Below are 13,747 nucleotides of genomic sequence, written 5' to 3'. Positions count from 1 at the left end.
CATTGCTCACGGATGCAACCAGTTATCTAAATCTGTCAAAGTGTCAAAATCTAATAAAGCGAGTCCTAAGTCTTAAACCTCTTGCATAATTAATTTTTGAGGGTTCAAAAACGGCAAAAATAAGGATTAAATTGCATAAAATCTGTAAATAGACCATTTAATTAATTATTATTCATTCTTAATTCTCCTGACTACTGACTACTGACTACTGGCTCCTAACCCCAACAACAATTTTTGATTTTTACAAGAGGTCTTATGAAAGTGCCTATTGACTGGAGGTAATACCGCGTTGACGTAATTGGTCGATAAAAAATTCTTCGAGGGAAGCACGAGCTAAATTAAGACTAATCAAGCGAGCATCCATACTAGGCAGGGCAGCCAGAAAAGCATCGGGTTCTCCCTGTAATTGTCCGTGCCAAAAATTATCGCGCCAATGTAAACCGAGTATCCATTGCTGTAGTTGCTCTTCCCTACCCCCCTGAACAATCACCTGATAGACATCAGCACGACCGAGAATTTGGTCGAGGGAACCGACACAGAGTAATTCTCCCCGAGCCAACAGGGCAATGCGATCGCAAATTTGTTCCACATCGGAGAGAATATGGGAGTTAAAAAAGATGGTTTTCCCCCGTTGTTTGAGGGATTGAATAATTTCCCGCACCTGATAGCGACCGATAGGGTCTAGTCCCGACATCGGTTCATCGAGAAAGACTAATTCTGGATCATTGATTAATGCTTGAGCTATACCGATCCGTTGCATCATTCCCTTAGAATATTGACGCAATTGCTTTTTCTGGGCGGTTTTGCGCTCTAATCCCACTAAATCCAATAATTCAGGAATGCGTTTTTTTTGCACAAAAGAGGGAATTTCAAAAATGCCGGCGATTAATTGTAGGAATTCCCAGCCGGTGAGATAGTCGTAGTAGTAGGCATTTTCGGGAAGATAGCCGATGCGTTGCCTGACCAAGCGATCGCCAATTGGTTGACCGAGAATCAAGGCCCGTCCGGAAGTGGGTCGGACAATCCCCAAAAGGGTTTTTAAGAGCGTGGTTTTGCCTGCACCGTTCGGGCCTAATAATCCAAAGGTTTCCCCCTCATGGACAATTAAAGTACAGTTTTTCAAGGATTCGATTTTTTTATTTAACCAGAATCCCGTCCGATAAGTTTTTTGCAAGTTTAACGTCTCTAGAACAGTTTGACGGGTGGTATTCGTCATTGTTTTGGAGTCATCTGAGACAGAATACATGGGTTTTACATCCCTTTTCCTACACTTTGCTTTTATTATTCCCAAATTGTCAGCAGTAATGTCACGGCTATCAAAATAGCACGATTTTGGAACCCAGAAAAATTCCAACCGGTCTTGAGAAGGGGTATCAGTGCAGTTCCGGGCTATGACAAGCTTTCTTCCCTGGCATTGGTGAGAATCGGGCGCTAAAATCTGTTAGACAGGTAACTTTGACACTTGAGCGGCAACTGGTACAATAGTGCGAACGCTTACGGAAACCAGACTCTTACACAAACACAGCATGAAACAACTCCTCAATTGCCTTAATTCCCTGACAGTGGCCAGTGTCGCCACTATCGCTTTGGCCTACCCTAGCATCGCTCAAGTTAATCTCTCCGTTTATCCCCATCCTTCCTCGTCGAACGAATCCATAGAATTATACGTTCCCCCGCCGGAAAACAATAATATCAATAATACCTGTACTCAATTGATCGGGGCAAATATCGATAAAATTATCGGTCAAGCTCCCAATCAGTGGGGTATATTAATCGAATCTCTTGATCGCCAAACGGTTATTTATAGTCATAACGCCGATCGCTATTTTATCCCTGCTTCTAATACAAAGTTATTTACCACGGCTGCCGCTTTACAAGTGATGAACCCGGAGACGACAATTCAGAAAAAATCCCTGCGCGATTGGGTTAATGTCACTAATCAGAGAAGTAATAATTTCTACGCTGACACTCTTTTTCGCTTTATCGGCGGTGCTAAAAATGTTACTGCCATTTTGGCACAATTGGGCATCAATCCCAGTGGTTTTCGTCTAGCCGATGGTTCGGGATTATCCCGCCGTAATACTGCTACTCCCCGCTCGATCGTGGAAATTTTGCGGGTGATGTATTATTCTCCTAATCGAGACACTTTCTATGCTTCCTTGCCGGTAGCGGGAATTAGTGGCACCCTGAGAAACCGGATGCGTCAGACGGCCGCTACTGGCACAGTTTACGCTAAAACCGGCACTCTTACCGGTGTGCGGGCCCTATCGGGTTATCTAGAAAACCCCAACCAAGGACCGATGTTATTTAGCATTATCGTTAATAATCAACGGGTTTCGGGACAGGCTCTGGTGAAAGCGATCGATACTATTGTTCTACAGATGACCGAATCTCGTTCCTGTCAAGCTCAGTAAATCTCTCGTAAAAATCCCCAATTGTCCTGATCAGCTGTCCGCGCATTTAAATTGCTTGTGGAGATGAGGCAAGAGTAAAGGTTAATAATAGCCATAATCTGCCTCAGTTTGGGTTTGGGTTTGGGGGGAGAGATATTCAAAATTAGAGGGATCTCGCAAGAAGCGAAATATTTCTTCTTCGAGACGATGAATTAGATAGGGTTCTATGGAACTAGAATCGCGTAAACAGGCTAAATAGCCTTCTACATATAGCCGGATCTCATCAAAACGTGAGCCACGGTGCCAAAGATCCACCATGTCATCGGTTAGTCTTTGATAGTAACGAATGGATTGGGTATCTTGGAGCATGGGCAGTAGAACAAAAAAGAGAGAGTGGGGGTAAGTGTTTATGGATCATCGTAGGGAGAATTGCTATTCTCGGTCCCCGATACCTCTATTGTACTCACCAAATCGGCAAAACACAGACAAGAGAATTTTCAGTGATCAGTAAAGGGTGTGGGGTGTGGGGTGTGGGGTGTGGGGAGAACAAAGCTGCCTTTTGCCTTTTGCATGAGCGCCTTTTGCATGAGCGCCTTTTGCATGAGCGCCTTCGTATAGATTATTCAGGGTTTCTTTGTCTTTTTGCCCGTTCAATTTCTGCTTGTAGTTCTGCTATTTGTCGCTGCAATCTTTCGCTTTCCCTATCATTAGCATCAATATTAATTGAGCTTTTTACCCCTGTTTTGGCATAGTTTCCCCGGCGAATTTGACGATAGGATTCCGAGTTAAACCATTGCTGTAGATACTGGACTCTTTCCACGGAGAAAGGATGGGTTAAAAAGGAACCATTACCGCCATTATAAATGAGAAATTTATAAATCTGGTTTAAGTTATCTTGGTCTAATTGTCGGTAGGCTTCCCCTTGGCGAATAAATTCTTCTAAGTTGCATTCATGCAGATATTTTTGACTTCCTCCTGCACATTTCATTAAAGTTCTCAGGACTAAATTTAAATCATCGGTAACTAATAAAGCGGCTCTGTCTGCGGATAATTCGGCTTTTCTGCGCCATTCATAAAAGGCATAAACTAGACCAGTAGTAATGGCTTTTCCTAGTCCTAAAGTGATGTCTCCAAGCAAATTAGCCGCCCCCATCACCCAAAAAGAAAGTTGAATTAAAATACTATGATCGCATTTTAAATGACCTAATTCGTGGGCAAGAATTACCCGAATTTCTTCTTCATCTAAGAGGTCTAAAAGGGCAGTATTAAAGACAATATAGGGATGTTCCGAACCCAAGGAATAGGCATTGGCTAAAGGGTTTTGACTGACATAAAGATTCGGTTCTGGGGACATATCTAAATCCCGCAGACATTGGCGATAGATGCCGTATAAAGTGGCGTATTGACGCGGGCCGACTTTTAGATCATTGCCCATTAATAAAATTTGCTGGGGACGTTCATAGAGATATTCGGAAAAACTTTTCGCTAATAAGTCAAACCCCGGAACTGATCTTAAGGCCTGTTCAGCTTGCTGATCTAGGGGATGTTTAAAAGCTTGACTAGAGATATCAGGATAAGTTGGCATATTAATAAAACCTCTTGTAAAAATCAAAAATTGTTGTTAGGGTTAGGAGTCAGCAGTCAGGAGTCAGAAGTCAGGAGTCAGGATAATTAAGAATGAATAATTAAATGCTCTATTTACAGATTTTATGCCGCCATTTAATTCTTATTCTTGCCGTTTATGAAACCTCAAAAATTAATTATGCAAGAGGTCTATAGAATAAAAAAATCAAAAATTGTCCTCAATTGATCCTATAAAAATGCTTGATACATCGGTTATCTTAAAGATAAAGTGTAACCTAATTTTACATTGACGGCCGACGACCGACTCCTCAAAAGGAAAACTTTGTACTTCACCATTAAGATAACTGCTATATACCGTCCCATTAATCACTATAATAAAAGTTGAAATCTTTCAATGCTAATATTCTCTGCTTATTTAAGCGATAATGATAGGCCACACGAAACTTTAACTTTTCCCAGTCGCTTTTTTGAATTGTGTTTTTACCAGAGGAAAACTTAAGATGTTCGACAAATTCACGCTCGATTATGTGAGACCATTCGCTAGGATAAGTAGGTAAACCTGCTTTCGCCGCGGCTAACCCCATTACTGGACCATCTGCACCATGAAGGCGGTGTATTTCTAAATATTTGGCAATTATTCCCCAATAATAAATGAATTCTTCTTCTTTTTTCCGATTTTTTCCGACAGCAAAGATAAATTCCCCAACATAGGGAGCGTTTTCAAAATCTATATCCAACTTCTGCGCCACTTTCTCATAATAAGGAACATTTTCGGGTTGATAACGAGTTAGATGAGCTTTTAGATTCTTGATTGTGCCGAAAACTCCGTCAAGATTATTAAATTGTTCAGGAAATCCTAGGGGTTTTATTAATCGAATATCCGTATCAATTTGAATAGTCATGTCGTAGCGTTCTAAGGCTTTCTCAATAGCAAAACGCCTGTCATTATAGGGAAACATGATACTATCCTGAATATGTTTAATGGCAATTACGTTACTTGAATCTTGAAAATCCCTTGGCTCGTCAGTCAATATCAGATATTGAATACCGGGATGGTATTTTTCCATATCCCGGGCTACGTTGACTGCACAAGAACGATACTTTTTGCCAAGGGCTAAACCGCAAAGACAATAACTATTCATTTCATTAATCACCGTCTGAATTTTTGTCTAGGTTCACTCTAGCTTATCTTAGAAAATTTGTCAATACAAATCGTAGTTTTCGGGGTTAATTTGGTCAAAATAGGTTTTTAATTCTGCAAAATTGCAGATTTTATAGTTTATTTGATTTCGGTGACATAGAATAGACCTGTGGGAGAAGTGAGCTTTTTTCTTGTTAACTATCCTTAGCGACAATTCCTAGATTCGATAACAAAGCTTGCAGGTTAGTTTGCACGGTAGCGGGTTGGTATCTCTTAATAGTTTCTAGGGAATTATCAGCGAGTTTTTGCCACAATTCCCTATTATCATAGAGTTCGATCACTGCTTGGGCAAATTCCTCAGCAGTATCGGCAATTAGAACATCTTGGTGGTCAATTAATCCCATACCTTCGGCACCAATTTTTGTGGTAATAGTCGGTAATCCGAGGGAAAGACTTTGACCTATTTTACCCTTCATTCCCGCACCAAATCGCAGGGGAGCGACAAAAATGCGACTCTTTTGGAAATAGGGTTCTACTTCGGGAACATAACCGGTGACAATCACTTGATCATTGGCTAATTCCTTCACTTCATCCTTGAGGTTACTTCCCAATAAATTAACGGCAATATCGGGACGGGATGCCCAAACTAAGGGCATAATTTCTAAACATAACCACTTAACTGCATCAATATTAGGAGGGTGATTGTAGCTACCAATAAATACTAAACCCGATCGCTGGTCAAAGGCAACTTTTTCAGACGGGGAAATTTCTTCATGAATATTGGGGATTACCCAAACATTTTTCACTCCTAAAGAGGATAAAACCTGCTTTTCGTCTTCCGTTACTACCACGGTTGCTTCCGCTTGATTAGCATAGTTTAACTCTAATTTCTGATAGGTTTGCCAACTCCAGCTAGTATTTTGATAACTGGGATCGAGATAGTCTTTTTGGCGTTTTAAACGTAGAAAATGCAGGTCAATTGTATCATAAATAATTGGCACTTTTGTCTTTAAGCGGATTAAATCCATATACTTATCGCACAATTCGGGCCGACACAACCAAACTCCATCGATCAGAGGTAAATATTTGATTAATTTTTCTTCTAGATTATATCTTTGCGGTGTGCCATAAATAACTTCAATTCCCAGCTGTTGCAGGACGGAAGTATAGGGTTGTTCAGGATAGCCATTATCGGGAAAGAAAATCACTGAATAGCCTAAATTGAGCAGTAGCTTAAGAATATTTAATAAACGCACACAGCCGGATTCTCGATCGTATAGTGGAACGTAGGAATCGATGACTAAAATTGTTGGTTTTCCTTGTAAACGTCGGGCAGCTTTGGGTACATTATTAGCATCGTTATCTAGGTGTTTAGTTAATACCTTTGACCATTTTTCTCGAAACTTAGTTTGATTAATAATTTGATATTGTTTTGTCCCACTGGAAAGGTCTGTTCCCGAGGTAATTCCCTCGTAGTGAATGACGTTAGATTGGGGTTGATAGAGGACTTGATAACCCAATTCTCGGATGGCAAAACATAAGTCTGTATCTTCGTAATATGCGGGGATAAAGTCTTGACAAAAACCACCTAATTGCTTAAATAAATCCGTAGGAACTAATAAACTGGCCCCCGAACAATAGTCCACGGGACGCACATAATTATATTCCGGTTCCTCGGGACTATCTAAGCGTCCATAATTCCAACCATCGGCAGAATTCCAGATAATTCCCCCCGCTTCTTGTTGTTTACCATTAGCATAAATTAACTTGGAACCCACCGCACCAACTCCGGGATTATTGATAATTAATTTTACTAAACTTTCTAGACAATTTTCCAGAATTCTAGTGTCGTTATTGAGAAAATATAGGTATTGACCTTTTGCTTGACTAGCCCCATAATTACAGGAACGGATAAAACCAGAGTTTTCTGCATTAGTTAATACTTTAATTCCTTTAACTAAAGTTGCTAATTGTTCTAAAGTTTCATCGCTGGAAGCATCATTAACAATAATTATTTCATAAGCTAAATCAGAACTTAAGTTAACACTCAAGGACTCCAGACAGTTAAAGGTGTAGGCAAATTGGTTATAAACAGGAATAATAATCGAGACTAAAGGATTGTCACTACTGGCAATTTCTAGGGGCCGGAGTTCGGCTAATTTAGCACTTGCGATCACCTGTTCTTCAAATTCAGAGGAACTCTTTCCTGTGAGAATTTTAATAATTTTTTGTTTCGTCTTTTTGAGTGCTGGTTTCCATCCTTCCTCTTGGAGACTAAAGACAAATTTTTTAAGCAGTTTTTTAACTTTAAAAATAATCATTATTACCATAAATACTCCTCTAGAGAAAACCAATCTTGTGCTAAATTTAAATCTCTTTCTGCTCTAACAATAGCTCCTTCCTTTAATTGTTGCTTGAGGTAGTTTCTCTGTGGTTCCATAATATAAGTAGATGGGTGGAATTAAATATAAGATGAACGTAGGTTGGGTTGAAGCATGAAACCCAACGCCCGCATGGGTTACGCTACCGCTAACCCATCCTACAAATAATTGTGCCTCCCTACTTATAATTTAATCGCTTCATTAATTAAATTATGATATTCTTTTTCAGGATAATCACTACTTGCCAACCATCGATCGAGAAGTTGCATGGTATCTTCAGGGAGAGTTATCTGAAGTTGTCTGGCCATTTTTTCTTTCCTAACCATATCTAGACAATAACAATTATAAACCCCTAGAGCGATTTTAGTTGCTGTCGGGATAAATTCTCGGGGCTGCGGCGATTAATTTTTGGGTGTAGGGGTGTTGGGGATGGCTAAAAATCTGTTCAGTGTCACCCATTTCAACTATTTTACCCGCAGTCATCACCGCAATTCGATCGCAGAGGAATCTCGCTAACCAAAGATCATGAGTTATAAATAAATAAGTGAGATTAAATAACTTTTGTAACTCTAACATTAACTCTAAAACCTGTGTCTGAACACTAGCATCAAGCATACTAACTGGTTCATCACAAATAACTAATTCCGGACGAGTAATTAAAGCGCGAGCAATGGCTACTCTTTGCTGTTGTCCCCCCGATAACTCCCTAGGATAGCGTCGATAAAATTCCTCTGTTGGTGTTAAACCGACTCGATCTAACATTTCTAAAACCTGTTTTTTCGCCGTTTCTAGACTAATTTTTTGATGGATCAAAAGCGGATCGGCGATACTTTCTCCCACCGTCATTAGAGGATTGAGACAAGCGAGGGGATCCTGAAAAATCATCTGCATTAAGCGCCGTTTGGGACGCATTTTTTTCCCCGACAAAGGGGTTAAATCTTCTCCTAAAAATTCCACTTTTCCCCCAGTGGGTTTAATTAACTGTAATAGGGTTCGCGATAGGGTACTTTTCCCACACCCCGACTCCCCAACTAAACCGAAGATTTCCCCTCGATACAGTTCAAAATTGACTTCATCCACTGCTTTAATAAATTTCTTTTCTTTTTTGAAAAAACTATCTAAAAAGTTACCTTCTAGGGTATAATACTGCTTTAAATTATTCACCTTTAACACCGTTTCTTTGCCTTGAATTGCTGTGGATTTTTCCTCCCGTAGCTGTAGGTGTAAAGCGGCGGCCAAAAGAGAACGAGTGTAGGGGTGTTGAGGTGTATTAAAAACTGTTTTTACCGCTCCCGATTCGACAATTTTGCCCCCCTTCATTACCGCTAATTGATCGCAATATTCTCCCACCAGCGCTAAATCATGGGAAATTAACAATAATCCCATCTGTTCCTCGCTACATAAACGCTTTAATTCCCGCAGAATTTCCGCCGAAACTGTCACATCTAAACTGGTGGTGGGTTCATCGGCAATAATTAACTTAGGGTTTAATAATAAAGCTAAAGCAATAGCCACTCTTTGCCGCATTCCTCCGCTAAATTCGTGAGGATATTGAGACCAACGATTAGCGGGAATTTTCACTTTTTCTAGGACAGTACAAGCTTGATTTTTAGCTTGACGATAGGTTAAATTTCCCCGATGAGCTTGCAAAGTTTCCACACAATGATCGCCAATAGTCATCAGCGGATCCAGTCGCGTCATCGGATCTTGAAAGACTAATCCCACCGCTTCCCCACGAAACTTTTCTAACTGTTTGTTAGACAAAGATAAAAGCGATCGCCCTTCAAAGTTAATCTCACCTTCCACATGAGTGTGATTGGGTAATAACCTTAAAATAGCCTTACCGATAGTCGATTTTCCACAACCAGATTCACCCACTAATCCCAGAGTTTCCCCTTTGCCTATACTAAAAGATACCCCATCGATCGCCCAAGCGGGAGAACTTAATTCTGTCGGGTAGGCAATTTTTAGGTCTTTAATTTCCAACATGACGCGATCGGTAACGATAAAAGTTAGGACTTAGGGTCAAGTATGCCACACAAAGGGCGATCGAGCATTTAATCACTAATCGACAACTGCCCCTAACAAAACCCGACAATACCCCTTTAAAGTCGCCACTCGCTCGCTAATTATCTGTAAACGTTTCTCCCGTCCTTGCCGGGCCGAGGCCAAAAATAACCAATCCGTCTCCAGCAATCGCCAGGATCGATATAGTTCCGTCTGGACTACGCGCCAACGATTAGCCACCTCTGGGCTGAAATTGTCATCATTTAGTGACAATATCTCCCCCTCTAGACAGGTTTGTAAAGCTTGAAAAGATTGTAACCCCGTGGAAGCATCCCCATCCAGAAGGGCAAGACTGAAATCCTCCAGTTTTCTTAACAAAGATTTGTAGGCTTGATGGTAATTTGTCGGTAGCATCCAATACAAAGCGCGTTAGAATTTGTTACATAAGATTAACGATTTGCCGTCACGGTTGCAAGTCCTCTCTCCTCCCAATCAGAGACAAAAACTTAAAAGAATCGCGTCCTTTTCGCCGCTAAGTCCGATTCTAGTGTTAGAGAGTTAAGTAATCTGGCATCCCTTGGTCCTAATAATTTTCTAGTTACCCGTCTCCTTCACCCCTATTATCCCCCCGATCTAACCATGAACGCCATCACTGCCACCCAACCAGAAATACTCACGGCCCTTCCCCGGGCCACGCAACCGAAAAAAGCGTTAGTTTTACCTGATTGGCTGAAAGAATGCCTAATTACCTACGAAAACGACCCCCAGAATCCCGATAGCGATTTAATCTGTCGGGCCTTTAATTTCGCCCACAAACTCCACGAGGGCCAGTATCGCAAATCCGGGGAACCTTATATCGCCCATCCCATAGCCGTGGCGGGATTACTGCGGGATCTGGGGGGTGATGGGGCAATGATCGCGGCGGGATTCCTTCACGATGTGGTGGAAGATACGGAAGTCACCCCCGAAGAAATCGAGGCTAGATTCGGTGTCGAGGTGCGTAATTTGGTGGAAGCGGTGACAAAACTCTCCAAATTTAACTTTTCTAGCAAAACTGAACGGCAAGCGGAGAATTTTCGCCGAATGTTCCTGGCGATGGCTCAAGATATCCGCGTCATCGTGGTCAAATTAGCCGATCGCCTGCACAATATGCAAACCCTCGAACACCTCACCCCGCAACAGCAGCAACGCATCGCCCTCGAAACTAGAGAAATCTTTGCTCCTCTGGCTAACCGTTTAGGGATTGGCAGATTTAAATGGGAATTAGAGGATTTATGCTTTAAATACCTCGAACCCGATGCTTATCGTCAAGTCCAGTTATTAGTATCGGAAAAACGCATCGATCGAGAGTCCCGCATCGAAACCGTTACTAACACATTGCGGGAAAAATTGCAAGAAATTGGCATAAAAGTTCTTGATTTACAAGGTCGCCCCAAACATCTCTACGGCATTTATCATAAAATGCACAATCAGGGTAAAGAATTCGAGCAGATTTATGATATCGCCGCCGTCCGCATTATCGTCGAAACTAAAGAGGAATGTTATCGTTGTTTAGCCATAGTTCACGACCAATTTACCCCGATTCCCAACCGTTTTAAAGACTATATCGGTTTACCAAAAGCTAACCGTTATCAATCCCTCCATACCACCGTTGTTGGTTTAAATGCCCGCCCCCTAGAAGTGCAGATTCGCACCCTAGAAATGCACCATGTTGCTGAGTACGGGATTGCAGCTCATTGGAAGTATAAAGAAACCGGTTCTAGTCACACAACTTTAACCGCTGAGGATGAAAAATTCGCTTGGCTGCGTAATCTTCTTGACTGGCAAAAAGACCTTAAAGATGGTCAAGAATACATGGATGGTCTCAAAAATAATTTCTTTGAAGAAGATATCTATGTTTTCACCCCCAAGGGTGATGTGGTAGCCCTGGCCCAAGGTGCGACACCGGTAGATTTTGCCTATCATATTCATAGCGAAGTAGGTAATCAGATGAAAGGGGCAAGGATTAATGGTAAATGGTCAGTTCTTGATGCTCCCTTGCAAAATGGTGATCTGGTGGAAATTCTCACCAGCAAGCATAGTCACCCTAGTTTAGATTGGTTAAATTTTGTCGTTACTCCTAGCGCCAGAAATCGCATCCGGCAATGGTACAAAAAATCGCGACGAGAAGAAAATATTAGTCGGGGTCGTGATTTATTAGAGAAAGAATTGGGTAAAACTGGCTTCGATGCCCTGCTGAAATCGGAACGAATGCAATCGGTGGCTAAACAGTGCAATTATGTGGCAGTAGAGGATTTATTGGCGGCCTTAGGTTACGGCGAAGTTACCCTAAAAAATGTGGTTAATCGTCTGCAAGAAACAGTTAAAAATCAACAGGAAATTTTAACAGCTAAAAATCCGCCCGATGTCCTAACTGATTCCCAATTGATTCTACCACCTTCTCCCGTTCAAAGGGCTTTACCCGTCAGTAAATCACCGATCGCCGGTGTGGAGGGATTAGTCTATCGTTTAGCCGGTTGTTGTTGTCCTTTACCCGGAGAAAATATTACCGGTATAGTTGCCCATGCGGGGGAAGGTATTGTTATTCACCGTCAGGGCTGCTCGAATGTGGAAAAAGCCGAAGCTGAACGCTTAATTCCTGTTAGTTGGAATCCTATAGATGACCAGGGACGTTATCCAACTTATCCGGTAAATATTCAGATTGAAGTGATTGATCGCGTCGGGGTTTTAAAAGATATTCTCTCTCGTTTAAGTGACCAAAATATTAACGTTCGCAATGCCGGAGTTAAGACTAATTTCGGTAAACCCGCTTTAATTTCCCTGAAAATTGAAGTAAAAGACCTGCAACAATTTGAACGCTGTGTTACTCAAATTAAGCTAATGAGCGATGTTTTAAACGTTCGTCGCATCAGTCAGGTAAAAAGCGATCGGGAGTAGGTTAAACCTAAAATTCCCGCTCCTATCCCCCAAACGCCAGAGCGCCTTAGCTTTTGAACTGGGATGCTGACACTGACTAAAACCATGATGGCAATATCGGCACTTTTTGTCACCGAACAGCGTAGGATCGATAATTAATCTGAGCGCAAAAATCCCTATGTTATTATCCCTACTCTCAGTCATCAGTTTTCTGATTAGTTTTCTGGTGGTTGCCCTGATTAAACAACGTTTTAGCCAACAATTGTTAGATATTCCCAATGAGCGTAGCAGCCATAGTCAACCCACACCTAGGGGGGGTGGACTCGGTTTTGTCGTCGCTTTTGCTCTGACCAGCGGCCTCGGTTATTTTCTCCTTCCTCCTTCCCTACCTTTTATTCCCCTCTGGTTATCCCTGACTCCTTTAATTATTATCGGCCTTCTCGATGATCGTCGCGGTATTCCCTCTAGTATTCGCTATTTAGTCCAGTTATCCTCCGCTAGTCTTGCGGTCACTTTTTTCGGTGCTTTTCCCCAATCGTGGCTATTAGATTTGGGTTTTGGCGGCAAAATTTTGGCTATTGTTCTCACAATTATCGGCCTGACTGCGATGATTAATTTTTATAATTTTATGGATGGTCTCGATGGCTTGGTGGCTGGCTGTACGGCGGTACAATTGGCATTTCTCGCTCTCTATTTTCAGCAACCAATTTTATGGCTTTTAGTGGCGGCTTTAGTCGGTTTTCTCCTCTGGAATTGGTCGCCAGCGAAAATTTTTATGGGCGATGTGGGTAGCACCAGTCTAGGGGCAATTGTCCCTATGGTTTTACTTAATTCCCAGGGCAATCAAAGTCAAGCTTGGTCAGCTTTAACTATCACTTTACCTCTGATTGGTGATGCTATTTATACCCTGATTTGTCGATTATTAAGAAAGGAAAATATCTTCCAAGCTCACCGCAGTCACCTTTATCAAAGATTACAAAAATCTGGCTTGTCTCATCCACAAGTAGCAATTATTTATATGGGGGTAACTCTCCTGATTGCTATTAGTGTTAACTACTTGGGAAACCTGGGAGCATGGCTGACTTTACCTCTGATTCTAGGATTAATTGTTCTCGGAGAAATTTATCTGAATAGGCGAGTTAGCGAGCATAATTTAGCGGTGACAAGAAAAGAATAAATTTTTTATCCCCATGGCTCCGGGAGTCAAACCTAGAGAATGTTAAAGGAACGTCGTAATTTAATTTAATCGTCCTAAAACCCTAATTAATTTTGCTTAGGTACTTACCAAATAGACCTCTTGTGAAAACTAAAAATTGTTGTTAGGT

At 41.5% G+C, this 13,747-nt stretch carries 11 protein-coding genes; 3 read left to right on the top strand and 8 right to left on the bottom strand.

Annotation, left to right across the window (positions count from 1 at the left end):
- Positions 1 to 265: 265 nt before the first annotated feature.
- The gene (locus B5D77_RS21100) at positions 266 to 1,246 is read right to left on the bottom strand and encodes an ABC transporter ATP-binding protein (protein ID WP_008196239.1); all 981 of its coding nucleotides are present in this window, start codon (positions 1,244 to 1,246) and stop codon (positions 266 to 268) included.
- Positions 1,247 to 1,526: 280 nt separating this feature from the next.
- Here B5D77_RS21100 and dacB point away from each other — a divergent pair, with 280 nt between their 5' ends.
- Complete coding sequence (gene dacB / locus B5D77_RS21095; RefSeq protein WP_106909588.1) at positions 1,527 to 2,414, top strand: D-alanyl-D-alanine carboxypeptidase/D-alanyl-D-alanine-endopeptidase; 888 nt, start codon at positions 1,527 to 1,529, stop codon at positions 2,412 to 2,414.
- 81 nt (positions 2,415 to 2,495) lie between these two features.
- Here dacB and B5D77_RS21090 read toward each other — a convergent pair whose 3' ends face one another.
- The 7 genes from B5D77_RS21090 to patD all read right to left on the bottom strand — a co-directional run bounded on the left by B5D77_RS21090 (position 2,496) and on the right by patD (position 9,920).
- Positions 2,496 to 2,762, bottom strand: coding sequence for a DUF6761 family protein (locus B5D77_RS21090; protein WP_002739044.1), 267 nt, complete (start codon positions 2,760 to 2,762; stop codon positions 2,496 to 2,498).
- A 250-nt stretch (positions 2,763 to 3,012) separates the two neighbouring features.
- Entirely contained in the window at positions 3,013 to 3,978 is a 966-nt protein-coding gene (locus tag B5D77_RS21085) for a M48 family metallopeptidase (RefSeq protein WP_008196257.1), read from the bottom strand.
- A gap of 361 nt (positions 3,979 to 4,339) precedes the next feature.
- On the bottom strand, positions 4,340 to 5,119 hold the full coding sequence (locus B5D77_RS21080; RefSeq protein WP_149978168.1) for a hypothetical protein: 780 nt from the start codon (positions 5,117 to 5,119) through the stop codon (positions 4,340 to 4,342).
- Between the two features lie 193 nt (positions 5,120 to 5,312).
- The gene (locus B5D77_RS21075) at positions 5,313 to 7,448 is read right to left on the bottom strand and encodes a glycosyltransferase (protein ID WP_106909586.1); all 2,136 of its coding nucleotides are present in this window, start codon (positions 7,446 to 7,448) and stop codon (positions 5,313 to 5,315) included.
- A 233-nt stretch (positions 7,449 to 7,681) separates the two neighbouring features.
- A complete protein-coding gene (locus tag B5D77_RS27800; RefSeq protein ID WP_256386890.1) occupies positions 7,682 to 7,807 on the bottom strand; it encodes a hypothetical protein in 126 nt (41 codons plus the stop codon).
- Between the two features lie 55 nt (positions 7,808 to 7,862).
- Positions 7,863 to 9,488 (bottom strand): ABC transporter ATP-binding protein, encoded by a 1,626-nt coding sequence (locus B5D77_RS21070; protein ID WP_106909585.1) that lies wholly within the window; start codon positions 9,486 to 9,488, stop codon positions 7,863 to 7,865.
- A 75-nt stretch (positions 9,489 to 9,563) separates the two neighbouring features.
- A complete protein-coding gene (gene patD, locus B5D77_RS21065; RefSeq protein WP_008196268.1) occupies positions 9,564 to 9,920 on the bottom strand; it encodes a heterocyst frequency control protein PatD in 357 nt (118 codons plus the stop codon).
- A gap of 225 nt (positions 9,921 to 10,145) precedes the next feature.
- On the opposite strand from patD, the gene B5D77_RS21060 reads away from it, so the two are divergent.
- Both B5D77_RS21060 and B5D77_RS21055 read left to right on the top strand, forming a co-directional pair.
- On the top strand, positions 10,146 to 12,443 hold the full coding sequence (locus tag B5D77_RS21060; protein WP_106909584.1) for a bifunctional (p)ppGpp synthetase/guanosine-3',5'-bis(diphosphate) 3'-pyrophosphohydrolase: 2,298 nt from the start codon (positions 10,146 to 10,148) through the stop codon (positions 12,441 to 12,443).
- A 157-nt stretch (positions 12,444 to 12,600) separates the two neighbouring features.
- Complete coding sequence (locus tag B5D77_RS21055; protein ID WP_008196273.1) at positions 12,601 to 13,599, top strand: glycosyltransferase family 4 protein; 999 nt, start codon at positions 12,601 to 12,603, stop codon at positions 13,597 to 13,599.
- Positions 13,600 to 13,747 lie beyond the last annotated feature (148 nt).

This window comes from Microcystis sp. MC19 (assembly GCF_003019735.1).
Lineage (GTDB): Bacteria > Cyanobacteriota > Cyanobacteriia > Cyanobacteriales > Microcystaceae > Microcystis.
The sequence above is the reverse complement of the archived record's forward strand: the minus strand, read 5'-3'. Positions and strand labels throughout refer to the sequence as shown.